The sequence below is a fragment of the Streptomyces sp. 147326 genome, assembly GCF_045000215.1.
Classification (GTDB): Bacteria; Actinomycetota; Actinomycetes; order Streptomycetales; family Streptomycetaceae; genus Streptomyces.
Genome location: NZ_CP134201.1, coordinates 4,414,890 through 4,440,335 on the forward strand (window position 1 = coordinate 4,414,890; position 25,446 = coordinate 4,440,335).

The following is a 25,446-nucleotide window of genomic DNA, read 5'->3' on the forward strand; positions in this document are numbered from 1 at the left end:
CGAGCTGGCAGCACACAGAACGAGTGCCAAAGGAGCAAGGTGTGGGAAGACTGGAGCGACCACTGGCCCCCGATGCCGGACCAGTCACCGCGTTCGCCCGGGAGTTGCGCAGGCTGAGGACGGCGGCCGGCAGTCCCGGTTACCGCGACATGGCCACGCGGGCCATGTTCTCCGCCTCGGTGCTCTCCGACGCGGCCGCCGGCTACCGCCTCCCGACCCTTCAGGTGGCCCTCGCCTTCGCGGAAGCGTGCGGCGGGGACCGCGCCACCTGGGAGCGCCGCTGGCACGAGGCGGCGCGCGCCGAGGGTGACGAGGGCGCGGCCCGCCCGGCCGCCAAAGCCGTGCAGCAGCACCAGGAGAACGAGCTGCGCGCCGCCGACGTGCGCGCCGTTCTGCCGCCGCCCGCCCAGCTGCCGATGGAGCCCCATCCCCTGGTGGGACGGGCCGAACTGCTCCAGCGGGCCCGGGCCATGACGGCTCCCTGCTACGGCGAACAGCGCCCGCCGGGACCCCTGCTGATCAGCGGTCAGGTCGGTGCCGGCAAGTCGCTCTTCGCCCTGCGGCTCGCCCACGAACTGGCGACGGGCCTGCCGGACGGACAGCTCTACGCGAACCTGGACCCGGCCGCCGACGGACGCAAGGACGCGGCGGGTATCGCGGGCGGTTTCCTGGAGGCGCTCGGCATCCCCGCCGACCGCATCCCGAACGACCCCGGACAGCGGATCGGCCTGTACCGGTCGCTGCTCCACAGGCGTCGGCTGCTCGTGGTGCTGGACGGTGTGACGCACGAGCGCCAGGTACGGGAGCTGCTCACCGCGGCGCCCGAGAGCCGCATCCTCATCACCAGCCGGTCGCGGCTCCTGGGCCTCGACGGAATTGGCCGAATAAGGCTGCCCTCACTGGACCGCGACGAGTCCATGGAGCTGCTCGCCCAGCTGATCGGCGGGGACCGGGTCGGCACCGAGCCGCGCGCCTGCCTGCGCCTCGCCGACGCGTGCGGGGACCTGCCGCTCGCGCTGAACCTGGCCGGCCGGCGGATCGCGGCCCGGCCCGAATGGATGCTCCAGGACTCCGTGTCCGAACTGCTCGGCGAGGGGCGGCGGGAACCCGGCCGCTTCCTGAGCCGGCTGCAGATCGGGGACGAGGGCCTGGGCAGCCGCCTCGACAGCGCCTACCGGCTGCTGACCCCGTGGGCCCGCCTGATGCTGCGCCAGTTCGCCGGCTCCGAGAACCCGCCCTCCGTGGACAACGTGGTGTACGAGTCCACGGACGCGCTGGCCGTCCTGGTCGAGCGGTCCGCCCAGCCGGTGGAGGACCTCCTCGAACGGCTCCTCGACGCGGGCCTGCTCGAACACTCCGACCTGCCGGGGCAGTACGGGCTGACGCCGATGGCCAGGGCGTTCGCACTGGCCCAGCCCGACCCGACGGAGGAGGAGCAGGTACCCGCGGCGCGCTCCGAGGCGCTCGCGCGGGTCGCCCGCTAGTCCGCGGCCGTCCACCGGGGAGGCGCCCCGCAGCTCCCGCTGCGGGGCGCCTTCGCGCGTCGTCTCCTCAGGCGTCGGACCGTCCGGGGCCCTGCCTGCCCGCCGCGTAGGTGATCGTGACGTAGAGGTGTTCGTCGAGGATCTTGGCGAGGGACACGCCGGCCCGGCCGATGCCGGCGCACAGGGTCCGCTCGTCCAGGCCGCCGCCCTCGGCGAGCGCCGCCCGCGCCCAGGTCCGGCCGGTCTCCAGGTGGCGGGCGAAGGCGGCCCCGTCCCGTACGCCGTAGAGCCGGTCGGCGATGGCCGCGTCCCACGGCATGACCGAGTCGGGGCGCAGGGCGTACAGCGCCTTGGACGCGGCGGTCGGGCCGAGGCCGCGGCGGCCGATCGGCAGCGCGGCCAGTTCCTCGTAGGCCCGCGCGAAGCGGGCGATCTCACGGGGGGTGAGCCGGGACAGCGGCGCGTCCGGCAGGGAGTGGCGCCCCGACCAGGCGGCGAGCCCCGCGCCGAACAGGTCGGGCTCCCCCTCCCGCGGGTAGCGGATCCGGCAGCCCCAGGAGTTCAGCCAGCGGTGCAGGGCGGTGCGGTGCGCGGCGACGGAGAGGTCGAGGCCGGGGGCGGTCTCCTCGCGCAGCGCCAGCCAGCTCCGGTCCACGCCGGCGAAGCCGTTGAACACCTCGGCCGAGGCCCGCAGTTCGGCCAGGGACGGAGCGGGCGGCGGCGGGGGCGCGGCCGGGGCCAGGTGGTCGCGCGCCACCTTGGCCGGCACCACCATCCGCCAGGCCTCGGTGACCAGTTCCGTCAGCTCCTCCAGGCCGAGGGCCGCCATCCTGGCCTCCACCCAGTTGAAGCGCAGATCGGACGCACGGGGCATGAAGAACTTCGCCGGTTCGGCGGCGACGAGCGCCGCCCGCTCCTCCTTGGGAAAGGCGAAGCCCAGCTCGGTCTCGTCCCGCGAGAGGGCGAGGTAGACGATCTGCCCGATCCGGAACTTCACCCGGTCCCGGATCAGGTGCTCCTCGGTTCTCGGCAGGCTGAGCGCGAGCCTCCGTACGTCGTCCGTCGTGACCACCGTTTCCTCCTTCACCCTCGGCCGCCGGCTACCGGCCCGCGAGCTGCGGGGCGAGGGCGTCCAGCGGCGGCCCGTCGAGCGCGCCGAGCCCGATCGGTGACGGGACCCGGCCGGTCAGCCGGTCGGCCAGCGACCGCGCGATGAGCGGCGCGAACTTGAAGGATGTGCCACCGCAGGCCGCGTACGCGTACGCGTCGCCGCCGAGGGCGACCACCAGCGGCCCGCCGGTCTCGGAGAAGGAGGAGTAGTAGGCGTCCTTGGCGGCGGTGACCCAGGCAGGGCCGAAGCCGGGCAGCAGGTCCCCGAACTCCTTCTCCAGCCGACGCTGCCAGTACGGATCGGTGGCGTGGTCGGTGATTTCGTCCACCACCCGGCAGGCGGTGGCCGAGGTCAGCTTGAGGGCCGTGCCCGCCACCGGCGGGATCAGCCAGGCTCCCCCCTTGGAGCCGAGCGCGGGGATGGCCGGGGTGGACGCCCAGGCCCGCGCCTGGTGCCGGGGCACCCTGCAGTAGAGGAGGGACTGGCGGAACAGCGTCAGCCGCTCGGCGATGCCGTCCGGCATCAGTCCGCGGGACCAGGGGCCCACCGCGAGCAGTACCGCGTCGCCGTGCAGCACCCGCCCGTCCACCAGACGTACGTTGCCGCCCTCGCCGTCTACGGCGGTCACGGCCCGGTGCTCGATGAGCTCGATGCCGGGCTGCCACTTCAGCCAGCCGACGCACGCGGCGAGGACCCGTTCGGCGAGCAGGACTCCCGCCTCGTCCTCGAGTACCGCGCCGAGACCGCCGTCCACGTGCAGGTGCGGATAGCGGTCGGACAGGCCGGCCGCGGTCAGTTCCCTGACGCTGCCCCCGGCGTCGCCGAGCATCGCCGCCGCTTCCGACGCCGCCGCGGGCGGCAGCACGGTGAGGGCGCCGACCTGCTCGTAGAAGCGGGTCAGGAAGAGCTCTTCCAGTTCGACCCAGCGGTGGTGCGCGCGCAGCGCGGCCGCCGTGGCCTGCGGATCCGAAGGGTGCAGGGCCCGCAGGATCCTGTGCTGGTCGAAAGAGGTGGCTCTGCTGTGCGGGATGGGGCCTTGGTCCACGACCGTGACCTTGTGTCCGTCGAGCACGCATTCGACTGCCGTGAGCAGGGCGATCACACCGCCGCCCACTACCGTCACCCTCGCCGACATCACACACCTCCTTTCAGTGTTCCGGTGCCGACGTGTCAGCTGTCGAGGACGATCGTGGTCAGTGCGGCGGCCTTGGCGAGGTTCTCCTCGCAGCCCGGCCGGTCTTCGCCGGCGCAGATCACGTTGGCGTACCTGCTGAGGTAGCCGTCCGGCGGGAGCAGCAGCGTCGTCCCCGGCCGGACCATGACGTTGGCCTCCAGCAGCCCCGGGGTGTCGGGTGCGGCGGGCACGTCGACCGAGCGGACGGTGCCGTTCTGGTGCGGGTAGAGGAAGCGGATGCCCACGGTGCGGGCCTTGGCCGGCGTCCACTCGGGGCGGGTGCCGGTCGCCACTTCCGCGGCCACCTCGCCCGGCTCGATCCCGGTGGCGAGACTGCCGAGGTACGGGATGAGGTCGCCGCCCAGCCGGGCGTTCACCTCGATTATCACCGGCCCGCGGGAGGTCAGCTTCACCTCGGTGTGGGTGATCCCGTAGCCGACTCCCAGTTCCCGGTGTGCGTCGCGGAGGATGCCCAGCAGTTCCTCGTCGGCCAGCAGCGGGTCGGTGGCGCTGACCACGTGCCCGGTCTCCTCGAAGTAGGGCTCCAGGCCCACTTCCTTGTGCGCGAGGAAGAGCGGGGTGTAGCCGCCGTCGAAGACCACGCCGTCGATGCTGATCTCGGGCCCGATCACGCACTCCTCGACCAGCGCCCCGCCCTCGTAGTCGCTGTTCCCGCCGTGGCCGGCTGCGTCGGCGACCTCGAAGGCCGGGCGGACCCCCTCGGGGCCGTCGACGCGGATGACGCCGATGCTGGCCCCCATGCCGCGGGGCTTGAGCACGACCGGGTAGCCGAAGGAGTCGGCCGCCGCGAGCGCCTGATCGGCGTCGGTCACGTAGGCGAAGTGCGGCTGGGGCAGTCCGGCAGCGGTCAGCAGCCGCCGGGTGTTGTGCTTGTTGCGGCAGTTGTCGGCGCCCCGCGCGGTGAGTCCGGGCAGGCCCAGCCGCTCGGCTATGAGGGCGGTGGTCACCACGAGCGTCTCGTCGTAGCTGAACACCCCCACCACCCGGTGCTCGGCGGCCACCGCCTCGGCGGCGCTGAGGAGCCCTTCCTGGTCGGGCACGAGGCGTTCCCGGTCGAGCAGCTCGACGGTGGTCGAGCCGATGACGTACTCCTTCTGCCAGGTCGGATCCACCGCGTCCAGGATCCAGATCGGGCGCCGGCGGGCGGCTCCCGCGAGCAGGTACTCGCGGTAGGCGCGCTGTCCGCTGCCGACCAGGATCACCACGCCGTCATCGGTCGTGGGGGCGTCATCAGTGGCGTCATCAGGCATGTCGGTCACCTCGCGGAGTGGGTCAGGACCCGGTCGCCGGCCGTCGCGATCGCCGCCAGCTGGGGCTGCGCGATGGCCAGGTAGTCGGGGGTGGACAGGGCAACGGAGCGGTCCAGGCGGGCCGCGTTGAAGTAGATCTCTTCGGTGAGGATCAGGCCCTCGTCGACGACGAGGTGCAGATCGGGGTGGAAGCTCAGCGGCATCACCGTGCCGCAGACGCTGCCGGCCAGCCGCTCGGCGATCTCCGGCGTGGCGAAGGCAGTGCGGCCGCCGCCGAACAGCGAGCCGACCGCCTCCAGGTCGACCTGCCGGTCACCGGGCACCACCGCGAGCACGTACTTGCCGACCCGCTTGGTGATGCTCACGCGGACGACGATGCACTTCGCGGCGTGCTCCAGCGGGTGGCCGCGCAGCACGCTCGCCAGGTCCGTGCGGCCCTCGGCGGGGTGGTCGATCAGCCGGTAGCGGGCCTGGTGCCCGTCGAGGTGGTCGATCAGCCTCTGGTACATCACAGCGCCTCGCCGACGTAGTGCCAGTCCTCGGGGTTGATCAGCCCGAAGGGGTTGATCGGGGCCACGCCCCGGAGGTCCTTGGCGACCTCCAGCAGACGGAAGGGGAAGTTGGGCATCCAGATGACCGGGACCTGCTGCGCGATGTAGTCCTGGTAGGCGTAGAGGTCCTCCGGGTCGTCGCTGACCACGGTGCGCGCGATGAGCTCGTCGGCCTTCGGGTCGCTGTAGCTGCCGAAGTTGACCGAGGAACCGGTCGAGTACAGGGCCTCTCCGGTCGGGTAGAAGCCGGGGCCGTAACCCCAGCCGCCGTTCCAGTCGCTGAACTCCCACAGGCACGGGCTGTCGGGGCCCGGGGTGCAGGTGGTGTCCTCCAGGACCAGGACGCTCGCCTCGACCTCGGTCAGCTCGATCTCGATGCCGGCCCGTGCGGCGTCGGCGGCGAACTTGCGCATGACCGCGGTCAGCGTCTCGTGCCCCTTGGCGTACCGCATCGAGAAGCGCAGCGGGGTGCCGGCCGGGATGCCCTCTCCCGCCTCGCCGGGTCCGGTGCCCTCGCGGACGCAGGTACCCGGGGTGGTGCTGGTGTCCCAGCCGTTCTCGGTCAGGAAGCGCCGGGCCGCGTCGATGTCGAAGGGGTACGGGTCCTCGTGCGCGGCGGGCGAGAGCAGCGGGCTGTCGGGCAGGGCCGGGATGGGCCCGGTGGTCGGGTAGCCGTAGCCCTTGTAGACGTCGCGGATGGCGCCCCGGGAGTCGAGGCTGGACTGCAGGGCCTGGCGGAAGTAGAGCTGCTTGAAGATCTTTCCGGCGACCGTCGGGTTGTTGAAGTTGATCGGGAAGTAATGGATCTTGTAAGTGAGCTGGGGCACGAGGTCGTAGTGCTCGCCGAGCGGGTTGGGCCCGCCGAGCTGCGGGTCCTCGGCCGGCTCGGTGACCTCGTCGAAGGGCAGGAAGCCGATCTGCACGCCGTCGACGGCCTCGGGGCCCCGGCGGAGCATCTCGTACTGGTCGGTGTCCGAGTCGGTGGGCACCAGCCGGAACTCGTCCAGGTAGGGCTTGTTGGGGCCGGAGTAGCTCGCGTTGGGCACCAGGACGCATTCGCCCGAGGTGCCGTCGATCGTGTAACTGCTCAGCCTCCAGGGTCCGTTGACCACGCTCCAGACGGGGCTGGTGTCCCAGCCCTTGCGCTCGTCGTTGCAGGCCCGCAGGTAGGCGTAGACCGCGGAGGCCTGGGCCGGGTCGTGCGTGGCGTCGGCCGGCCGGTCGTCGCCGGTGCGGTCCCAGGCCCTGGGCAGCGGGGTGATGGTGCTGAACTGGTTCATCAGCACCCAGTTGTGCGAGTAGGCGCGGTCGAAGGTGAAGCTGACCTTGTCCTCGGCGACCTTCTCGTAGCCGGTCAGGTTGTCCGGGAAGAAGCCCGGCGTGTAACCGCCGAAGCTGTCCTTCTCGGCCTCCAGGAGGTGCATCCACAGCATCACGTTGTCGGCGTCGACCGTCTCGCCGTTCGACCACTTGTACGGCTTGACGGTGATCGTCGCCGTGCGGCCGTCCTCGCTCCACTCGGGGGGCTCGGCGAGGCTGCGCTCGTAGTCCACCGTCGGCTGCCCGCCGGTGCCGTACCAGTACAGCGGGCGGTACATGAGGGTCTGGAACTCGTGCAGGTTGGCCACCCCGTAGTACTCGCCGGGGGTGAACGGGAAGATGAAGACCGGGCTGAAGCCGCTGGTGCAGGCCCAGGTCACGCTGCCCCCGCGGAGCGGGGTGGTGGGCGGGGTCATGTCCTTACCTCCTCCAGTGCGGATTCGCCGCTGTCCGAGTGGGCTCCGTAGCGCTCCCAGCGCTCGTTGAGCCGGATCCGTCCGTCGTCCAGGAATTCCGGGGTGCTCCAGCACCTGCCGGCGACCACCTCGCCGTCCGCGAGGACCATCGTGTAAGCGAATTCGAGGTTGCCGTCGGACTCCACGCGCCCGTTCAGCGAACCCCTGCGGACGGGCCCTCCGTCGAAGTCGGCCCAGAGCAGGTCGCCTTCCTGGTGGTAGTGGCCGACGGGGGCGTCCTCGCCCGCCGGGTAACCGGTGTTGCGGAAACTTCTGCCGTCGTAATCGATCACGGGCGTCGTATCTCCTGAGTGATGCATTTGACCGCGCCACCGGCCTTCAGCAGTTCGGACATGTCCACGCCGTGCACCTCGAACCCGCGCTCGCGCAGCTCACCGATCAGGTGGGTGGCGGTCTCCGTCAGGACCACGTTCAGTCCGTCGCTCACCGCGTTCAGACCGAAGGCGTCGGCATCCTCCCGGGTGGCGAGGATCGCGTCCGGGTACAGCTCCCGCAGCACGCCCCGGCTCTCTTCGGAGAACGCGGCGGGGTAGTACGCCACCAGGTCGTCGTCGAGGACGCACAGTGCGGTGTCCAGGTGGTAGAAGCGGGGGTCGATCAGGTCCAGGCCGACCACCGGCAGGCCGAAGAACTCACGGAGCTCCTGGTGCGCGCCGGGGTCGCTGCGGAATCCCGCGCCGGCCAGGATCCGCCGGCCGGCCGGGGCGAAGTCGCCCTCGCCCTCGTTGATGTACTCCGGGACCTTGACGTCGGTGTAGCCGTGGTCCTCGAACCAGGCCCGGTAGGCGTCGGCCTCGGCCGCCCGCTCCTGGTGGCGGAACTTCGCGATGAGCACCTTGCCGTCGACCACGGTGGCCCCGTTCGCGGAGAACACCATGTCCGGCAGGCCCGGGACGGGGTCGATGGCGGAGACCTCGTGGCCGAGGCCGAGGTAGAGGTCCCGGATCCGCTCCCACTGGACCAGCGCCAGCTCGGCGTCCATCGGCTTGTCCGGGTTCATCCACGGGTTGATCGCGTAGCTCACCTGGAAGTGGGTGGGCCGGCACATCAGGTAGTGGCGCTTCGTGGCCGTGCGCCGCGTGGACTCAGCCATGCTCCGGCCTCATCTCCGTACGGATGCGGCTGGCCACGATGTGGGCGGTGCTCAGCGCCTCTTCCAGCGATTCGCCCGTGGCGCCCAGGAAGCCGAGGATGTTGTTGCCCGCCGGCGGACGCTTGATGACGGTCCCGGGAGTGGCCGTGATCTTGAGGAAGAAGACGGAGGACGGGACGTCCTGCGGCACCTCGATCGACTCGACCGTGCCCGCCCCGCTGATCAGGCACATCGCGGCGGTGTGCACCGAGGTCGGCGAGTAGTGCGAGACGTCGGGCCGGGTGCCCCGGGCCACGTCCACCACGCACCGGATGGGGTCGTGGCCCGCGCTGATCCGCGCCATGTGGTCGAGCCCGCCGCCGCCGGGGCGGATCGCGATCTCCAGGATGAAGGGCCTGCCCTGGTGGAACCTCACCTCCGCGTGCAGCACGGACCGGCGCAGTCCCTGGGCGTGGGCCGCGTCCCGGACCACCTCGTGGACCGCGGCCACCTGCTCGGGGGTCAGGGAGCTCGGCGCGTGGTGGACGTCGTCGTCGAAGGTCCCGCTCTCGACGGTGATCCGGTCCACGATGGAGCCGAGGTACACCTCGTCGTCCCAGGCCAGCGCCTCGATGAGGTGCTCGTGGCCGTCGAGGTAGCCCTCGACGATGATCCCGTTCGGGCCGAGGTCCAGGCCGTCCGCCTCCATCAGCGCCCAGGTCATGGTCTCGATGCCCAGGGTGGCGTCCGCGAAGCGGGCCCTCATCTCCTCGGCGTCGTCGACCTTGAAGACGAAGTTGCTGGCCGCGCCCAGGGTCGGCTTGAGGATCAGCGGGTAGCCCAGTTCTTCGCCGGCGGCCAGCGCGGCCTCGATGTCGGGGGCGTGGCGGAAGCCGGGGTGCGCCGCGCTGCCGCGCTCGTGCGCCTGGCGCATCAGGAGCTTGTTGCGGCTGGTCCGGGCCGCTTCGAGGCCGATGCTCGGCAGTCCGAGCGCCTCGGCGACGACCGCCACCGTGACGACCCCGGACTCCGAGAAGGTCAGGACCCCCTCGAACTCCTCCTCCGCGTGCCAGACCTTGGCGGCCGTGACGATGTCCTCGATGTGCTTGGATCCGGCGATCCGGTACCGCTCCGCGTCCCAGAAGTCCTCGGTGCCCAGTCCGTTGAGGACGTAGACCTCTGCTCCGAGGTCCTGGACCTGCTGGTAGCGGGAGACGTAGTAGGTGGCGTTCTGGCTGGCCTCGATGGCGAGCAGCTTCATCTCTGCTTCCCCCCTCAGACCTTGGCCGGGACGGACTCGCGGGCCTCGGCGGCGCGCTCGGTGACCTCGGCGGCGCGCTCGGTGACCTCGGCGGCTCCGGCGACGGCCCCGGCCTCCTCGGCGGCAGCGGCGGCGGCGACCTCACGGTCGTGCTTGCTGAGCGAGATGACGGTGATGGTGGCGATGACGACGACCAGGGCGGAGAGGGCGTAGAAGCCGTTCTTCACGTTGGTGGAGTCGACCAGGAGCGAGATCAGGACGACGGCGGTGGTGCCGGCGGCGAGGCCGAAGGCGTTGGTGGCACCGAAGACGAAGCCCGTCTTCTCCTCGGGCGCCGCGCTCATCAGGGCGGTACGGGCCGAGATGCGGGCCACGCAGAAGGCGATGGCGGCGAAGGGGATGACGGCCATCATCGCGTAGAGGTGGATGGACTCCAGGGACAGGAGCACCGCGAAGGCGAGGTAGCCGATCAGGGCCGTCTTCAGCACGGTGGCCTTGGAACTGATCTTCTTGAAGGCCCAGGCCGCGAACAGCGCACCGATGCCGAACAGGGCGTCGACGATGCCGAGGTAGCCGGCGTTGGACTTGAAGCCCTCGATGACCAGGACCAGCATGATGCTGTTGCCGACGATGATGACGATGTTGCCGATGATGTAGAGCACCGCGAGACGGGCCAGCGGCGGGCGGGAAGCGGTCAGCCGGGCGGCGGCAGCGGCAGCGGCCTTGGCCGCGGCCTCCGGGGCGCTGGTGCCCTCGCCGGCCGGACGACGGCCGATGAAGAACAGCAGGACGGCGGAGAGCAGGAACGTGATCGCGTTGAAGTAGAAGAGCGACGTGGTGCCGACCCAGACGATCACCCAGCCACCGAGGGCCGCCGAGGCGAGCGTGCCGCCCTGGATGGCGATCTCGGCGTTGCCGTTGAACTGGGCCAGCCGGGACTCGGGGATGCGCTCCTTGATCAGGGCGTTGCTGGCCGGGAAGAAGAGGGCCGCGGAGATCGACAGGACGAAGCTGGCGACGTAGCTGACGGTCGAGGGGTTGCCGCCGAGGACCAGCCAGACCGGCAGACCGATCGCGGCGGCCGCGCTGGCCAGGTCGGAGACCATCGCCAGGGTCCGGCGGTCGAAGCGGTCGGCGAGCTTGCCGAAGAACAGGGAGAGCGCCACCTGCGGGATGGTGACGGCGATCATCAGCCAGCTGACCGCGAGCATGGTGTTGGCCTCGGTGAAGACCAGGTACGAGGCGGCGGTGAGCTGGATGCCGTTGCCGAGGTTGGTGATGAAGGTCGCGGGGATGAGCAGTCGTTCTGCCCGATTGGGCCGGGGCGGGGCGATCGTGGACACAGTGCTCCTCGGAGGTCAGGCTCGGATGTCGGCCGGCTCGGCCACGGGCGCGAAGGCCCCGACCGCGGTGGACAGGAGGGGGAGTCGCAGGGGAGCGACGTGGGCGGCCTCGAAGGGGCCGGCCGGAAGGGTCAGATCGGCCCCGGCGCGCTCGGCACGGGCGGCGAGGTCGACGAGCAGCGGAGCGGCGCAGGCCGTCAGCGTCCGGACGGCGAGGACCAGGTCCCCGAGGTCGGCCGGCACGTCGGCCGTCACCCGGTCCGCCTGCTTCAGCAGCCGGTCGAGGTGGACGACGACCAGGTCGGCGGCCCGGTGGAGGCTGAAGCTCTCCAGCTCGTAGTGGGAGCGGAAGCGCTCGACGACGATGCCCGCGTGATCGGCGCCGGTCCGCGACACCGGGAGCAGTGCGTCCGCCGGGACGGCGGCGAGCAGCTCCTCCAGGCGGCCGGCGAGCCGGTTCCAGGGCTCGACCAGCCGGGAGCTCGCCAGGGTGTCGAGCGCCTCGCGGCTGAAGTTCGTCCGGGAGTGCTCCGGCGCGGTGAGCGCCAGGTAGAAGCGCACCAGGTCGCGCGGCACCTCGGCGACCAGATCGGCGGCCCAGACCACGTGGCCTTTACTCGTTGAGAACTTCTGGTTCTCCAGTTCGTAGAACTCGTTCGACACGATGGCGTGGGGCTCGACGTACCGGTCGCCGTGCGCCATCAGCAGCGCCAGGTGCGTCATTCCCCAGAAGTAGACGTTGTCGAATCCGAGGAAGTACACGAGGTCGATGCCGTGCTCGGACAGCCAGTGCTCGTCGTAGCGGTCGGTGTGCTCACCGAGCTGCTCGGCGGCGTACCAGGTGCAGTACATCGAGGCGGCCATGCCCTCGGCCCAGGCGTTGAGGACCTGGCCCGGCGTCTCGACGAACGGCGCCGGGATGCCCCAGCCGGTCGGGTAGGTGATCGGGAAGTCCGGCAGCGGACGCTCCAGCGCCTCGCGGACCAGCTGCGCGGTGTGCGGCCGCAGCACGTCCCGGTGCCGGACGTAGTAGTCGGCGAGGCGGTCCCGGTACTCCTCCATCGGCAGCACGAGGATCTGCGCCTCGCGGTGCGTGACCACGGCGTCCGGGTCGACGGTGGAGCGGGGACGCAGCAGCTCGTCGAAGTTGTTGGGGTGTCCGCAGGACTCGCAGAGTCCGCCGCGGCTCTCCACCAGGCACACCGGGCAGTCGCCGGCGACCAGGCCCTCCATGAGGTACTCGCCGGTGGCCTCGACGTACGGCAGGCGCACGGTCTGCAGCCGGAACGCGCCGTCGTTGTGGAGGTCGGTGACGAAGTCGATGACGGTCTGCCGGTACCCCTTGTCGAAGGGGGCGAAGCCGTCCACGGAGATTCCGGCCGCCTCCAGGGTGGCGCGGATCTGCGTCGCGGAGCGCAGGGCCAGCTCCTCCGGCGTCAGGCCGGCCTTCGCCGCGCTGGACACCACGTAGGTCTGGCTGTCGTCGGTGCCGCTGGTGAAGATCACCGGACGGCCGGACGCCCGCAGGTAGCGTGCGTGCACGTCACCGGCCAGGTACGGGCCCGCCAGGTGCCCGGTGTGCAGGTCCCCGTTGGGGGTCGGCGGCGGCGCGATGATGACCGTACGGCGTGTCATGCCCGGGCTCCTTCGTGGCGTGCTGCGAACCGCTGCGTCATGTCGAGGTCCCACCAGACCGAATACATCTCGAAGTCCTCGGCGGACTCGTTGATCACCCGGTGGTCCGAGCCGGGGGCGAAGTAGACGATGTCCCCGGTCACGAGGGGCTTGCGGACGCCCTGCGACTCCAGGACCGCGGTGCCGGAGACGGCGATGAAGATCTCGTACTCGTGGTGGGCGTGCGCCGTCGACGCGGTGCCGGGCCGGATCACGCACCAGGACCCCTCGAAGGGGGCGTTGAGCTCGGGCCAGGGCAGCAGGCGCTGGGCGTCCAGCCCGTTCTCGTGCGTCAGTCCGTCGCGGTCGAGTTGCTTGGTGAGCATGTGGGTCGTTCTCTCCTCGTCAGGCGGGTACGGCTCGTGAGGGGCGCGCGGAGCTCAGACCGCGCCGGCGAGCGCGAGCTCGCGCTCCTGGGCCGGGATCTCCAGCGATCTCGTCCGGCGGTGCGCCACGATGTCCTGGGTGATCTCGGCGGAGCGGCCGGCGAGCACGCTGAGCAGCGAGTCGGCGATGCCGTGGGTGGCCTCGTTGACGCCCTGCAGGTAGCAGGCGGCGGTCGCCGGGCGGCCCAGGTCGAGCCGGTAGTTCCGGCTCACGTTGATCTCGTCGAGTCCGATCGACTGCGCGAGGGCCTTGACCGCCCACGGCATCTCGCGGACGAAACCGGTGCCCAGGAGCACGAGGTCCGTGCGCATCTCCCGCTCGGCACCCGACTTGCGGTCGACGAGGGTCAGGACGATCTCCTCGCCGTCCATCCGCGCGGCGCTCACGTCGGTCATGGGGTGGAGCGCCAGGCGCTCCTGGCCGCTGCGGCGGTCCTGGTAGAACTGCCGGTACAGACCGTCGAGGGTGGCAGGGGACAGACCGCCGTAGTTGGAGCGGTACATCTCGGCGAGCAGCTGCTGGCGGGCCTCGGGCGAGGACTCGTAGAACTCGTCGATGAAGGACGTGTAGTACAGCTCGTTGGTGAACTTGCTGCTCTCGTAGCCGTTCAGGCCGATGGACCGCATGATCATGGTCGGCTTGCACTCGGGCAGGTCCCGCAGGGCCGCCCCGAACAGCTCGGCCGCGCTCTGCGCACCGCCGATGACCGCGACCCGGTGCGGCAGGTCCGCGCGCACCCCGGCGATGCGCTGCGTGTACTGCGTGCTGTGGATGACGCGCTCGGCCGGCAGGCCGTCGAACACCGCGGGGACGTGGGCGTCGCGGCCGGCGCCGATCACGAGGTAACGGCAGCCGATGGTGTCGCCGCCCGCGAGGGTGACCAGCCAGCCCGAGAGTTCGCCGTCGTCGCCGTTGACCGCTTCGACGGAGGTGCACTCGCGGCCGTATTCGACCTTCACCGTGGCGAGTTCGTCGGCCACCCACTGCAGGTACTCGGATATCTCGCTGCGGTACGGAACGAAGCTGGCCAGGTTGACGAAGGCGTCGAGCCGCTCCTGCGAGTGAAGGAAGTTGACGAAGGAAAAGCGGCTGCACGGATTGCGCATGGTGACCAGGTCCTTGAGGAAGGAGACCTGGCTGAGCGCGTCGGGCAGCAGCATGCCGCGCTGCCACACGATGTCGTGCTCCCGCTCGATGAGCAGGGTGTCGCCGGCCAGCTCGGGAGCGAGCTCCTCGACGGCGACCGCCAGCGCGAGGTTCGCCGGTCCTGCACCGACTGCGAGCAGTTCGACGTTGCGATGCGCCATGGAAGTACCTCCAGATGGAACAGGTGGACAGGTTCGTACGGTCGGGCAGGACGGTTCGGGATCTCTTTCCCGTCCTTGCGTCGCCTCCCGAAACCGGGTGATGTCCACATTCCACGGGAGCCCCCGATTGCCCGGAAGCGAAGTCGGACACGGACAATCAACTCGGCCGAGTGCCTGGTCAGAGGGTTGATTGGCCGGTGTTCCGGACTGCTTCCGGTCAATGCGGAGCGCCTTTTCCATTGGCCCCAGTGATCAGTCGCGTTCGCGCATCCGGCCGGCCCGAAACATCCCTCGGGCGGCCGGGCTTCCATCTCCACCCCATGAAGGAGCCCTCGTGCCGCTCACCGAGCACATCACCCCCGCCGGCGCTCTCTACCGTTCGGAAAGCCCCACCCGGGTCGCCACTCGCCGCCATCTGCTGATGTGCCGGCCCCGGCACTACGACGTCACGTATTCGATCAACCCGTGGATGAACCCGCAGCACGCCACGGACAACGCGCTCGCGGTCGAGCAGTGGGAGGGCCTGCGCGAGCTGTACCTCGAACTCGGCCACGTGGTCGAGGAGATAGACCCCATCGAGGGCCTGCCCGACATGGTGTTCGCGGCCAACGGCGCCACCGTGGTCGACGGCAAGGTCTACGGGGCCCGCTTCCGGCACGCGGAGCGCACCGCGGAGGGGCCCGCGTACCTGAGATGGCTGGAAGGCCGCGGCTACACGGACACGCTGTGGCCCGAGTTCGTCAACGAGGGCGAGGGCGACATCCTCACCGTCGGACGGCGCCTGCTGGCCGGCACCGGCTTCCGCACCGACCCGCGCTCACACGCGGAGGCGCAGGAGTTCTTCGGTCTCCCGGTCACCTCGCTGACGCTGGTGAACCCGGAGTTCTACCACCTGGACACGGCGCTCTCCGTCCTGTCGGACGACGAGGTCATGTACTACCCGGCCGCCTTCTCCCAGGGCAGCCAGGCGGTGCTGCGGGCCATGTTCCCCAGCGCGGTCCTGGCCGACGCCGAGGACGCCGCCGTGTTCGGGCTCAACGCCTTCTCCGACGGCCGCCACGTGCTGCTTCCTGCCGCGGCCACCGGCCTGCACGCCAAGCTGCGCGCGCGGGGCTTCGAGCCGATCGGGGTGGAGCTCTCCGAGCTGCTCAAGGCCGGCGGCAGCGTCAAGTGCTGCACGCTCGAACTCCGCGACCGCTGAGCGGGACCGGACGGGGCGCGGCCGGCGGACGCCCCGCACCTTCCGTGCTGACGCGGCGGCACGGAAGGTGGCACGGGCGCTCCCGTCACACGGTGGCCGGCCGGCAGCTGCGGCAGCCCCGGAACCCGGCGGCGGCGGCCTCGTCGGCCGAGGTGAACGGCACCTCGTGCCGGGCGGTGATGCGGCGCGCGTGCGCGCACGTCGGGTAGCAGAAGATCCGTGTGGTCCCGCTGCCCAGGAAGCGGGCCCCCAGGCGTACGAACCGCTCCACCCGCTCGGCGTCCACGCCCTCCCATTCCCGCAGCCTCCCCTCGAACGCGGCCGGCAGCCCGCAGTCCGCCGGCAGCCCGTCGTCCCGGCACACCCGGTGCGCCGGCACGAGTACGGGCACGGGATTGGCCCGGACGGCCGCCATCACCTCCGCGGGGGCGAGACCGGGCAGACCGGCTTCGCGGGCCAGCCAGCCCGTCGGACGCAACTGCCCGAACGGGATGAGCCGGGTGGCCTGCAGGACCGCACTCTGCTCGTCGGGCAGCGGCCCGAAGTCGTAGCGCAGGGTCCGGTCCCGGCCGCGCAGGGCCCGCGCCAGACCCGGCGGGGGCTTGGCCGCGGAGAGCACCGACCGCCGGGTCCGGGCCCGGTAGGCCTCCTCGAACGCCGTGTCGTCGGCGTACCAGTCGGTGGCGGCGGCACCGGTCACCGCTCCCCGCCCGTGAGCCACGTAGAGGGGGCCGACCGGTGAGTCGGTGCGTACGTAGCAGTCGTAGCGGTGCGCCGGAACACCGGCGCGCTCCAGCACACGTACCGCGAACCCTGCGGGTGCCACCTGGCGCAGGGTGCTCAACTCGTCCGGCAGTCTCATCCCGCCGCCTCCTTCCGTTCCTCTCGGGCCGGCCCGTGCCGCGTACGGTCGGCGGCTAAGACGGGCTCGGCGCGCAGAGTGGCCAGACCCCGCGACACCTGCGCCTTCACCGTTCCGACCGGGCAGTCCAGGACCGCGGCCATTTCCTGGTAGGTCAGCTCGCCGATGTACCTCAGGACCACGGGCAGCCGGTGGTGGTCCGGCAGACCCGACAGCGCGGCCACCAGCCGGGCCCGCCGCGCCCCGTCGAGCGCGCGTTGTTCCGGCCCCGGAGCGTCGTCCAGGGTCTCGGCACACGTGACTTCGACGCCGTCGGCCACGCCGGGCCGGCGGCTCAGGGTACGGAGGTGGTTGCGCCACACGTTCGCCGCGATGGTGAGCAGCCAGGCACGGGGCTGGAGCTGCCTGCGGCGCTCGGCGGAGTAGTCGCGCAAGGCGGAATAGGCGCGCAGGAAGGTTTCCTGGCCCAGGTCGTCGGCTTCTCGCGCGGAGCCCGAGAGGCGCAGCAGAACGGACCGCACGGCACCGGCCTGGGTGCGTACGAGTTCGGTGAACCCGTCGTCCAGGTCGGTCGCGAGCAGTTCCGTCAGCGGCAGAGCCATCTCGTCCATCGTCCTGGTAAACACCGGAGCGCGCGAGACCGTTGCACCGGACGCGGGCCCGCACACTCGGTTTTTTGCTTCTGGCCAAAACAACGGTGTTCTTGGCCAGAAGCGACACCTGATGATCAAGGTTTTGGAGTTACGGTCGGATCGTGGGCGCCGAGTCGCCCCACGGTTCGAATTGGTCATGGTCCTGCGGGATTTCGGGGGGGCACGATGTCGACCCTTGTGCATGGAGAATTAGGGAAACCTTTTTCCAGGCGTTGTCCTCTCGCCCTCTTTCCTGTCGTGCCGCGCCGTCCGGCACCGCACAGTGACCCGATTTCCAAAGATCCCAACGGACTGCGCCTCGCGCGTTCCGTCGCCGCGCACCTTCCGCTCGCAGCCGCTGGAAAGGCACCGCCGAGCTGCACCTCAGCCACCAGGGGGAACGTTGGAGAACCGCGTATTCGGGACGAGGTCCACGGAGGACTGCAGCTGGTCGTTCGGTGAGCGGATCCGCTCGTTCCGGGGGCGGGCCGGCCTGCCCCAGCACGAGCTCGCGGAACGCGCCGGAGTGAGCGTGCGGACGCTGCGCGACATCGAGCAGGGCCGGGTGCGCCGGCCGCAGACACGGACGCTGCAGCTGCTGGCCGACGCGCTGGGCCTCGACGCGGACGCGGCGCGGCAGCTTTCGGCGCCCGCGCGCGATGCCGTGCGCCCCGGTGACGCGCGCCCTGCCGACGGGCGCCTGCAGATCGGGATTCTCGGGCCGCTGTCCGTGCGGTACCGGGGCGTCGAGACGCCCGTGCAGGCGACCAAGGTGCGGCGGTTGCTCGCCCTGCTGGCGCTCCAGCACCCGGAGCCGGCCAGCCTGGGGGAGATCACCCACGCCCTGTGGCCGAACGACCCCCCGCGCTCGTACCAGAGCCTGGTCCACACGTACGTCAGCCAGGCGCGCCGGCTGCTGCTCCCCTCCGACTCCGCCACGGGGGTGCCGGCCGACTCGTTCCTGACGCGCACGCACACGGGCTACGCACTGGCCCTGGACCGCGATCAGGTCGACCTGACCCGCTTCCAGGACCTGTCGCTGCGGGCGCGGCAGGCACACGGGGCCGGAGACGCGGCGGCCGCCCACGAGCTGGCCGGACGCGCCTACAAGTGCTGGCGCGGCCCCCTCCTGGCGGGCGAACCGCTGCTGCCGCACCATCCCGCCGCCACGGCGGCGGCCCGGCAGCGGGTGGAGAGCCTGCTGCTGTACGCGGACCTCGCGCTGCAGCTGCACCGGCCCGGGCAGGTGGTGCAGGCGTTGCGCAGCGCCAGCGAGGAGGAGCCGCTGCACGAGGGCCTCCAGGCCTCGCTGATGCTGGCGCTGGCGAGCTGCGGGGAACAGCAGGAGGCCCTGAGGGTCTTCTCCGTGGTGACGCGCAGACTCGACCAGGAGCTGGGCGTCCAGCCGGGCGACGAACTGCGGCGCGCCCACCTGCGGATCCTGCACCAGGAGCTTCCGTGGCCGAGGACGGGACCGGTGGCCGAACGGGGGGCGCCGGGCGCGGGAGCACCGCTCGTACGGCGGCCCGCCACCGCGCCGCCGCCGAGGCCACGGCCGTCCCAGATGCCGGCCTCGAGCACGGGCTTCGTCGGCCGCGACACCGAGCTGGACCAGCTGGACCGGCTGCTCCTGCCCACCTGCGAACGCGGCGGGCAGGTCCCGGCGGCGCTGATCACGGGGTTCCCCGGAGTGGGCAAGACGGCGCTCGCCGTGCGCTGGGCGCACCTGGTCCGAGAGCGCTTCCCGGACGGGCAGCTGTACGGCGACCTGCACGGCTACGGCGACCGGCGCCCCCTGCGCCCGGAGGAGGTGCTCGCCTCCTTTCTGCGGGCGTTGGGCGTTCCGGACGGGGAGATCCCCGACACCCTCGACGAAGCCGCGAACCTGTACCGCACCCTGCTGTCGGACCGGAGGATGCTGATCGTCCTGGACAACGCGCGCGAGGAGAGCCAGATCCGGCCGCTCGTCCCGGGGACGGCGAGGTGCGCGGTCCTGGTCACGAGCCGCAACACCCTGCCGGGGCTGGTGGCCCGGGACGGTGTGCCCCGGCTCGACCTCAACGTGCTCGACCGGGACGAGGCGCTGGCGCTGCTGGGCCGGCTGTTGCGGAGCGGCCGCGTGGAGGCCGAGCCGCTGGCCGCGATGGCACTGGTCCGGCACTGCGGCGGTCTGCCGCTGGCGGTCCGGCTCCTCGCGGCCCGGCTCGCGGAGTATCCGGGGAGCGGCATCGCCCAGCTCTGCGTCGAGTTGCAGGAGGCCGGGGCGTTCTCGGACCTGCCGGTCCCGAGCGACGACCTGTTCGCCGCGGCCCATGCGGCGTTCGAACTCTCCTACGTGTCCCTGCTGGAACCCGTGCGGCGCTGCTTCCGGCTGCTCGCGCGGACCGAGGGGCGGCTCGTCAACGCGTACACGATGGCGGAACTGGCGGGCACGACCCCGATGGAGGCGACGCACCTGCTGCGGCGCCTGGTCGGTGCGAGCCTGCTCCGCGAGTGCGTGCCCGGCCGGTTCTCGCTGCCCGCTCCGCTCCTGCGCTACGCGCGCAGGCTGGCGCTGCAGGGCGACACGGAGCGGTTGCACGCCGTGTGACACGGGTGGCAGGCACGTCAGCCGCCGAGCGCCAGCCGGACGGCGAACACGCCGAACACGACGGCGGTGAGCCCGTCGGCGATCCGCAGCGTCCGCGGGGACCGCATGTGCCGGGCGAGCCGGTGGACCAGCCTCATCCAGGTGAGGAGCCAGATCAGCCCCAGGGCCAGGTAGCAGGCGGCCAGCAGCGGGACGCCCGCCTCGGGAGCCATGCCCGTGGGCACGAACTGGGGCAGGAAGGCCATCAGGAAGATGCCCACCTTGGGGTTGGACCCGGTGCACAGCAGGCCCTGTACGAAGGCCTGCCGGTCGGAGGGCCCGGCCGGGGCGGCGGCCGGGGTGGCCCGGACTGCGGCCACCCCGGCCGCCGGGGACTGAGCCGCCGGGGACTGAGCCGCCGGGACCTGAGCCACCGGGACCTGAGCCGCCGGGGCCTCGGCGCCTGCCGGCCGGGAGAACCGCCGCAGGGCGAGCGCGGCCCATCCGAGCAGGACGAGCGCGCCGGCCCACCGGAAGGCCGCGAACAGCTCCGGGCTGGCGGCGAGCAAAGCGGCCAGCCCGGCCGCACCGAGCCCGGCCTGGGCGGCCCCGGCCGTGATCATGCCGAGGGCGGCCGCGGTGGCCACCCTCAGGGACCCGTTCAGCACCAGACCGGTGATCAGGACGAGGTCGGGCCCGGGCATCATGATCACGATCAGGGAACTCACCAGGAACGCGGCGGTGTTGATCTCTACTCCTCGATGGACAGGAGGCGTTCCGCGGCGCGGACCGCCTCGTAGTCGCGCCGGATCTGCTCCTCGTCGGGGTGGGCGAGGATCACGAACCCGAAGTTGAGGCTGTCGACCAGGTCCCGGGTGGCGCGGACGTGGTCGCCGTCCTTCAGGCTCTGGACCGAGAAGTGGTGGCTCGGGAGGTCGCGGAGGGCCTCCAGGGCCGCCGTGCCGGAGACGGTGCCGGTGCGGGGCGCGATGTGGAAGACGCACATCTGGTGCAGCAGCAGCTCGTAGCCCTGGGGAAGTTCGCCCCCGGTCAGCCAGCGCACCGTCCGGTCGATCTGGCTGTCGGCGGTGGCGTTCCGGTTGAAACGCGGCTGGCCGCCGCCGTGGGGGCGGGCACCGAGCTCGATGAGCAGCGGCCCGTCCGCGGTGCCCATCACCTCGACGTGGGCCGAACCGAAGCGCAGGCCCACCGCGTCCAGGACGCCGAAGACGTACTCCGTGAGGCCCGGGATGGCCGGGTCGTCCGGGGGGAGCCACCGCATGGTGTCGTAGACGGCCATGTGCGGACCGTTGTCGACCTTGCGGTAGGCGCACACGTCGACCACGGCGTGCTTCCCGTCGTGGCTGAAGGTGTCGATCACGTACTCGGTGCCGGTGACGAACTTCTGCACGATGAGCCGGTCGTCGGTCTCGCCGAACTGGTTGGTCCGGCCGAGCTGGCGGCCGAAGACCGCCCGCCAGTCCTTCCCGCCCGCCAGTTTGATCACGCCGTCGGTGCTGGCGCTCTTGGGCGGCTTGACCACCAGGTCCGCCCCGGCCAGGCCCTCGCGCTCCAGCCAGGCCGCGACCTCCTCGGCGTCGTCGGTGCAGATCTGCGGGATGACCGGCAGGCCGGCCGCCGCGACGGCGGCCGCCATGCTGCTCTTGTCCCGCCGGGCCGCGGCGAGTTCGGGCACGTTGCTGCGGTGGGGCACCACGCGGGGGGCGAGGCGCTCGGCCAGTTCCACCCCGGACTCGCAGCCGGCCAGGACGGCTCGCGGGTCCAGCTCCCGCAGCCGCTCCACGACCGGCTCCAGGTCCCCCTCGTACACGATGGTCTCGGCGAAGTCCTGCGGCCGCCAGGAGGAGGCGTAGGCCTCCGGCGGGCGGGGGCCCGTCACCACCGCCACCACCGGGACGCCGTGCCCGGTCAGCGGCTCAGCGAAGAGGGCTCCCGAGGAGTAGGGGTCGACGATCACGCAGGGCCCGCTGCCCTGCGGTGCGCCCGGCCCCCGTTCAGCGTCCGTCACGGCCGGCCGCCCTTCCGGCCAGAGCGGCCACGGCGTCGCAGTAGCGCGCGAAGAACTCCCCGGCGGGTTCGCTGATGCGGCGGGCGCGCACCGGAGCGTGCACCATGCCCTCCTCCATCACGTACGTCACCGGCGTCCCGTTCTGCTCCAGCCGGGCGGTGTACTTCTCGGCGTCGACGCGCAGCGAGTCCATCTCGCAGCCCACCACGTAGGCGGGCGGCAGGTCGTGGAACTCGCCGGTCAGCAGCGGCGAGACGTACGGGTTCTCGGCCTGTTCGGGCTCGGGGCAGTAGCAGGCGGTGTAGAACTCCATCTCGCCACCGGACAGCAGCGGGGCGTCCTCGCCGCCGTGCCGCCAGCGGGTGAAGTCCAGCACGGGGCTGATCACCGCCTGGCCCCGCAGCCGGGGGCCGCCCCGGTCGCGCGCCATCATCGAGAGGACCACGGCCATGTTGGCCCCCGAGCTCTCCCCGCAGAGCACCGCGGCCTCGGGGTCGATGCCGTCGAGCCCGAGCGCGGGCAGGTCGGCCAGGGTTCCGCAGAGTCCGGCGTAGCAGTCCTCCAGCGGCCCGGGGTGCGGGTTCTCCGGGGCCATGCCGAAGTCGAGGGCGATCGCCACCAGACCGGTGCGGTCGGCGAGTTCGGCGACCAGGCTGTGGTGGCTGTGGAGCGAGCCGATGACGAAGCCCCCGCCGCGTATGTAGAACAGCACGGCGTCACCCCCGCGTCGGGCCGGTTCGTAGATGCGGATCCGGGCGGTGCGGCCCCCGTGGGTGACGGTCGCGTCCCGGTGGCTGACCCCCTCGGGCACCGGGATCGGCAGCACCTCGGTCAGCGCGTCGTACAGGGCGCGCTGTCGTTCGACGGGATAGGTGTAGAAGTCGGGTGGCAGGGCGCCGTCGACGGTCTCCACGAACTTCTCGATGCCGTCTGCGTAGGCCATGGGCAGCTTCGCTCACTTCCGGATACGGGGCGGGGAGGGGCTCAGGGGGTTTCTGCGGGTGCCGGTGCGGCCGGGCCGGGGGCCGCCCCGGTCGGCTCGGCGGCACGGGCGTCGGCCGGACCGGACTCGGCGGGACGGGCGTGATCGGACCCGGCGGCCGGCTCCTTCCCTACGGCCGGCTCCTTCCCGGCGGCGGGCGGTTCGGCCATGCCGAAGAGGATGGCGACGACCGCCACCGCGGTCAGGCCGCCGCACAGCCACCACACGGAGGCCGCCGACGCCTGCCAGGCGGCGATGCCGATCACCGGGCCGACCGCGTAGCCGATCTGCATGGGGAACGCGCAGGCGGCGATGTACCGGCCCCGCAGGTGTGCGGGGGCGACCCGGCCGGGCCAGGCGGAGGCAGTCGGGGTGCCGACGATCTCGCCGATCGTCCACACCACCGTCGCGACGACGAACATGGCCATGCCGGGGCCGGCCACGTACAGGTTCATGCCGACACCCACCAGGCCGATGCCCAGGGCGACCGCGAACCGGGCGGGGAGGTGCTGCACGTACTTGGTGAACAGCAGCTCCAGGCAGATGACCATGGCCGCGTTCAGCGACAGCAGGACCGAGTAGAAGGTCGGGCCGTGACCGTCGGCCTTGAGCTGGAGCGGCAGGGCGGAGGTGTGCTGGATGTAGACGACGGCGTTGAGGAACAGCGCCAGCAGGAACAGCAGGTAGCGCTTGTCCTGCAGCACGGCCAGGTACGACCGGCTGCCCTCCTCCGGCTTCGGCCCGGCGGAAGATGCGGTCGTGCCGGTGCGGACCAGGACCAGCGCGAGCAGGGCGAAGCCCGCCTGTGCGCCCGCCTCGGCGTAGAACATCAGGTTGTACGAGTAGGTGATGAGCAGGGCGCCGATCAGCGGGCCCGCGGTGGTGCCGAGGTTGAACGCCATCCGGTAGACGGCGAACACCATCACGTGGTGTTCCTCGGGGGTGGCCTCCACCAGCAGCGCCGAGGAGGCGGGCCGGTAGGCCTGGGCCACCACGCCGATCACCGCGGCCACCGCGATCACCAGGGGCAGGGTGTCGAGGTAGACCAGGCTGAGCGTGAGCAGACTGGCGAACGCCATGGAACCGACGATGGTCCGCGCGTAGCCGATCCGGTCCGAGACCGAACCGCCGACCAGGACCCCGACGACCGAGCCCACTCCGTACGCGCCGAGCGCGAAGGCGGCCGCGGAGGTGCTGAAGCCCTTGTCGGTGAGGTAGAGCACCAGGTAGATCTGGAGGAAGGTGCCCAGCCGGTTGATCAGCATGCCGACCAGGACCAGCCAGATCGGGCCGGGGATCCCCCTCAGTGTCTCGGTGACGGAAGGCCGGACGGCCTTCTGCCCCTCCGGGGAGCCTTGTCCGGTGGTGCTCACGGAGCCGGCACCTCCACCGGCCGGGAGACGACTTCCACGATCTCCGGGGTGCGCAGCAGCGCGGCGCGCGCCTGCTCGACGGAGTCGGACAGGGCGATCACGCGGGCGTAGCGGGAGATGTAGCCGCGGGGCGGCAGGCGCAGCACCGCACCCGGGTCGACCATGGCCTCGGCGCTGTGCACGTCGGGACCGAAGCGGTCCTCGTGGACGGTCACGGCCTCGATCTCGACGTCCTCGTCGGGGTAGAGGAAGGCAATCGCGGCGGCCTTGCGGTGCCGCGCCGTGGTGTCCGGCGTGCGGCCCGCGGCGGTGTCGGCCGCCGCCATCGCGACGTCGACACCGGTGGCCAGGTGCCCGAGGTAGGGGATCATGTCGCCGCCGAGACGGGCGTTGACCTCCATCAGGCGCAGACCGCCGGCGGTGATGCGGAACTCGGTGTGGCTGACGCCCGTGTGGAAGCCGAGCGCGGCGTGCGCGGCGCGCAGTGCCTCCAGCAGTTCGGGGTCGGTCAGCAGCGGGTCGGCCCCGTCGACCTCGTGGCCCGTCTCCTCGAAGAAGGGCGCCAGGCCGACCTGCTTGCGGGCCACGACGAGCGGCACGCACTCGCCGTCGAAGAAGGCAGCGTCGACGCTGATCTCCGGGCCGTCGGCGTACTCCTCCACGAGGACCGACACGTCGAAGACGGGCACGCCGGGGTAGGAGGCGCCGGAGGCGGCCCGGTAGGCGTTCTCCATGTCCTCGGGGCCGTCGGCCTTGCGCACGCCCATCCCGCCGGCCAGGCCGCGCGGCTTCACCACGACGGGGAAGCCGATCTTCTCCGCCGCGGCCCGGGCCTCGCCCAGGGAGCGGACGCCGATCGAGACCGGCTGCGCGACCCGGGCCGCGTCCAGCGCGATCCGGGTGGCGTTCTTGTCCCGGCAGGCGGTGACCGCCTCGGGGGAGTTGCCCGGCAGCCCGAGCGCCTGCGCCACATGGGCGGCGGGCGTGACCAGTCCCTCGTCGTAGCAGAACACCCCGGCCACCTCGTGCGTGGCGGCCACCTGACGGGCGGCCTCGACCAGGGCGTGCGGGTCGGTGTTGTCGACGACCGTGCTCCCCACCACGTACGGGTCCTCCCAGCTCACCGGTGCGGGCTGGAGGAGCCATAACGCGTAGCGCCGGCTCACCGTCCGCAGGATGAACTCCCTGCTGCGCCGGCCACTGCTCCCGATCAACAGCAGAAGGGGCTTCTCCCCGTCCCACGCCATGGTCCACTCTCCTCGTTCGTCGTCATGCGTCCGGCGGGTGCGGTGCGAGCCCCTCACGGCCCCGCACCGCACCCGCCATCACCTGTAGAACACCGGCCGGGTCCGGGGCGTTGCACCGCC

At 71.7% G+C, this 25,446-nt stretch carries 22 protein-coding genes; 3 read left to right on the plus strand and 19 right to left on the minus strand.

What is annotated here, in order from left to right; translation table 11 throughout:
• Positions 1-41: 41 nt before the first annotated feature.
• Positions 42-1,484 (plus strand): NB-ARC domain-containing protein, encoded by a 1,443-nt coding sequence (locus tag RIU97_RS19975; RefSeq protein WP_404958640.1) that lies wholly within the window; start codon positions 42-44, stop codon positions 1,482-1,484.
• A gap of 67 nt (positions 1,485-1,551) precedes the next feature.
• Here RIU97_RS19975 and RIU97_RS19980 read toward each other — a convergent pair whose 3' ends face one another.
• From RIU97_RS19980 to RIU97_RS20035, 12 genes are read right to left on the minus strand one after another with little or no spacing between them, the layout of a single operon-like run.
• Positions 1,552-2,556 carry an MmcQ/YjbR family DNA-binding protein gene (locus RIU97_RS19980; protein ID WP_404958642.1) on the minus strand — a complete coding sequence of 335 codons (1,005 nt, stop codon included), beginning with the start codon at positions 2,554-2,556 and terminating at the stop codon, positions 1,552-1,554.
• A gap of 28 nt (positions 2,557-2,584) precedes the next feature.
• On the minus strand, positions 2,585-3,730 hold the full coding sequence (locus RIU97_RS19985; RefSeq protein ID WP_404958644.1) for an NAD(P)/FAD-dependent oxidoreductase: 1,146 nt from the start codon (positions 3,728-3,730) through the stop codon (positions 2,585-2,587).
• A 35-nt stretch (positions 3,731-3,765) separates the two neighbouring features.
• Positions 3,766-5,040: an ATP-grasp domain-containing protein gene (locus tag RIU97_RS19990; RefSeq protein WP_404958646.1), complete on the minus strand. Its 1,275-nt coding sequence runs from the start codon at positions 5,038-5,040 to the stop codon at positions 3,766-3,768.
• Between the two features lie 5 nt (positions 5,041-5,045).
• On the minus strand, positions 5,046-5,549 hold the full coding sequence (locus tag RIU97_RS19995) for a YbaK/EbsC family protein (protein ID WP_404958648.1): 504 nt from the start codon (positions 5,547-5,549) through the stop codon (positions 5,046-5,048).
• Entirely contained in the window at positions 5,549-7,327 is a 1,779-nt protein-coding gene (locus RIU97_RS20000) for an ABC transporter substrate-binding protein (protein ID WP_404958650.1), read from the minus strand. The genes RIU97_RS19995 and RIU97_RS20000 overlap by 1 nt, the downstream gene beginning before the upstream one ends.
• On the minus strand, positions 7,324-7,659 hold the full coding sequence (locus RIU97_RS20005) for a hypothetical protein (protein WP_327415049.1): 336 nt from the start codon (positions 7,657-7,659) through the stop codon (positions 7,324-7,326). Before RIU97_RS20005 ends, RIU97_RS20000 begins: the two co-directional genes overlap by 4 nt.
• Positions 7,656-8,480, minus strand: a complete 825-nt coding sequence (gene ddaH, locus RIU97_RS20010) for a dimethylargininase (RefSeq protein WP_404958653.1) — start codon at positions 8,478-8,480, stop codon at positions 7,656-7,658. Before ddaH (RIU97_RS20010) ends, RIU97_RS20005 begins: the two co-directional genes overlap by 4 nt.
• Entirely contained in the window at positions 8,473-9,720 is a 1,248-nt protein-coding gene (locus tag RIU97_RS20015; protein WP_404958655.1) for an ATP-grasp domain-containing protein, read from the minus strand. Before RIU97_RS20015 ends, ddaH (RIU97_RS20010) begins: the two co-directional genes overlap by 8 nt.
• A gap of 14 nt (positions 9,721-9,734) precedes the next feature.
• Positions 9,735-11,063 carry an MFS transporter gene (locus RIU97_RS20020; protein WP_404958657.1) on the minus strand — a complete coding sequence of 443 codons (1,329 nt, stop codon included), beginning with the start codon at positions 11,061-11,063 and terminating at the stop codon, positions 9,735-9,737.
• Positions 11,064-11,078: 15 nt separating this feature from the next.
• A complete protein-coding gene (locus RIU97_RS20025) occupies positions 11,079-12,698 on the minus strand; it encodes a class I tRNA ligase family protein (protein ID WP_404958659.1) in 1,620 nt (539 codons plus the stop codon).
• Positions 12,695-13,063 carry a cupin domain-containing protein gene (locus RIU97_RS20030; RefSeq protein ID WP_404958661.1) on the minus strand — a complete coding sequence of 123 codons (369 nt, stop codon included), beginning with the start codon at positions 13,061-13,063 and terminating at the stop codon, positions 12,695-12,697. Before RIU97_RS20030 ends, RIU97_RS20025 begins: the two co-directional genes overlap by 4 nt.
• Positions 13,064-13,117: 54 nt before the next feature.
• Positions 13,118-14,431, minus strand: coding sequence for a SidA/IucD/PvdA family monooxygenase (locus tag RIU97_RS20035; RefSeq protein ID WP_404958663.1), 1,314 nt, complete (start codon positions 14,429-14,431; stop codon positions 13,118-13,120).
• Positions 14,432-14,765: 334 nt separating this feature from the next.
• On the opposite strand from RIU97_RS20035, the gene ddaH (RIU97_RS20040) reads away from it, so the two are divergent.
• Positions 14,766-15,632 carry a dimethylargininase gene (ddaH, locus tag RIU97_RS20040; RefSeq protein WP_404958665.1) on the plus strand — a complete coding sequence of 289 codons (867 nt, stop codon included), beginning with the start codon at positions 14,766-14,768 and terminating at the stop codon, positions 15,630-15,632.
• A gap of 85 nt (positions 15,633-15,717) precedes the next feature.
• On the opposite strand, the gene RIU97_RS20045 is transcribed toward ddaH (RIU97_RS20040), so the two are convergent.
• Both RIU97_RS20045 and RIU97_RS20050 read right to left on the minus strand, forming a co-directional pair.
• Positions 15,718-16,494 carry an MGMT family protein gene (locus RIU97_RS20045; protein WP_404958667.1) on the minus strand — a complete coding sequence of 259 codons (777 nt, stop codon included), beginning with the start codon at positions 16,492-16,494 and terminating at the stop codon, positions 15,718-15,720.
• Positions 16,491-17,096, minus strand: coding sequence for an RNA polymerase sigma factor (locus RIU97_RS20050; RefSeq protein ID WP_404958669.1), 606 nt, complete (start codon positions 17,094-17,096; stop codon positions 16,491-16,493). The genes RIU97_RS20045 and RIU97_RS20050 overlap by 4 nt, the downstream gene beginning before the upstream one ends.
• 433 nt (positions 17,097-17,529) lie before the next feature.
• Here RIU97_RS20050 and RIU97_RS20055 point away from each other — a divergent pair, with 433 nt between their 5' ends.
• Positions 17,530-19,716, plus strand: coding sequence for a BTAD domain-containing putative transcriptional regulator (locus tag RIU97_RS20055; protein WP_404958671.1), 2,187 nt, complete (start codon positions 17,530-17,532; stop codon positions 19,714-19,716).
• A gap of 17 nt (positions 19,717-19,733) precedes the next feature.
• Here RIU97_RS20055 and RIU97_RS20060 read toward each other — a convergent pair whose 3' ends face one another.
• From RIU97_RS20060 to RIU97_RS20080, 5 genes are read right to left on the minus strand one after another with little or no spacing between them, the layout of a single operon-like run.
• Positions 19,734-20,423: a LysE family translocator gene (locus RIU97_RS20060; protein WP_404958673.1), complete on the minus strand. Its 690-nt coding sequence runs from the start codon at positions 20,421-20,423 to the stop codon at positions 19,734-19,736.
• A 23-nt stretch (positions 20,424-20,446) separates the two neighbouring features.
• Positions 20,447-21,724, minus strand: a complete 1,278-nt coding sequence (locus RIU97_RS20065) for an ATP-grasp domain-containing protein (RefSeq protein ID WP_404958675.1) — start codon at positions 21,722-21,724, stop codon at positions 20,447-20,449.
• A complete protein-coding gene (locus RIU97_RS20070; RefSeq protein ID WP_404958677.1) occupies positions 21,711-22,667 on the minus strand; it encodes an alpha/beta hydrolase in 957 nt (318 codons plus the stop codon). The genes RIU97_RS20065 and RIU97_RS20070 overlap by 14 nt, the downstream gene beginning before the upstream one ends.
• A 41-nt stretch (positions 22,668-22,708) precedes the next feature.
• Positions 22,709-24,079, minus strand: coding sequence for an MFS transporter (locus RIU97_RS20075; RefSeq protein ID WP_404958679.1), 1,371 nt, complete (start codon positions 24,077-24,079; stop codon positions 22,709-22,711).
• Positions 24,076-25,326 carry an acetyl-CoA carboxylase biotin carboxylase subunit family protein gene (locus tag RIU97_RS20080; RefSeq protein ID WP_404958681.1) on the minus strand — a complete coding sequence of 417 codons (1,251 nt, stop codon included), beginning with the start codon at positions 25,324-25,326 and terminating at the stop codon, positions 24,076-24,078. The genes RIU97_RS20075 and RIU97_RS20080 overlap by 4 nt, the downstream gene beginning before the upstream one ends.
• Between the last annotated feature and the right edge of the window lie 120 nt (positions 25,327-25,446).

Coding starts and splice junctions, on each gene's coding strand:
- RIU97_RS19985 (WP_404958644.1), bottom strand. CDS start 3,730: ATGTCGGCGAGGGTGACGGTAGTGGGCGGCGGTGTGATCGCCCTGCTC.
- RIU97_RS19990 (WP_404958646.1), bottom strand. CDS start 5,040: ATGCCTGATGACGCCACTGATGACGCCCCCACGACCGATGACGGCGTG.
- RIU97_RS19995 (WP_404958648.1), bottom strand. CDS start 5,549: ATGTACCAGAGGCTGATCGACCACCTCGACGGGCACCAGGCCCGCTAC.
- RIU97_RS20000 (WP_404958650.1), bottom strand. CDS start 7,327: ATGACCCCGCCCACCACCCCGCTCCGCGGGGGCAGCGTGACCTGGGCC.
- ddaH (WP_404958653.1), bottom strand. CDS start 8,480: ATGGCTGAGTCCACGCGGCGCACGGCCACGAAGCGCCACTACCTGATG.
- RIU97_RS20015 (WP_404958655.1), bottom strand. CDS start 9,720: ATGAAGCTGCTCGCCATCGAGGCCAGCCAGAACGCCACCTACTACGTC.
- RIU97_RS20025 (WP_404958659.1), bottom strand. CDS start 12,698: ATGACACGCCGTACGGTCATCATCGCGCCGCCGCCGACCCCCAACGGG.
- RIU97_RS20030 (WP_404958661.1), bottom strand. CDS start 13,063: ATGCTCACCAAGCAACTCGACCGCGACGGACTGACGCACGAGAACGGG.
- RIU97_RS20035 (WP_404958663.1), bottom strand. CDS start 14,431: ATGGCGCATCGCAACGTCGAACTGCTCGCAGTCGGTGCAGGACCGGCG.
- RIU97_RS20045 (WP_404958667.1), bottom strand. CDS start 16,494: ATGAGACTGCCGGACGAGTTGAGCACCCTGCGCCAGGTGGCACCCGCA.
- RIU97_RS20050 (WP_404958669.1), bottom strand. CDS start 17,096: ATGGCTCTGCCGCTGACGGAACTGCTCGCGACCGACCTGGACGACGGG.
- RIU97_RS20070 (WP_404958677.1), bottom strand. CDS start 22,667: ATGGCCTACGCAGACGGCATCGAGAAGTTCGTGGAGACCGTCGACGGC.
- RIU97_RS20080 (WP_404958681.1), bottom strand. CDS start 25,326: ATGGCGTGGGACGGGGAGAAGCCCCTTCTGCTGTTGATCGGGAGCAGT.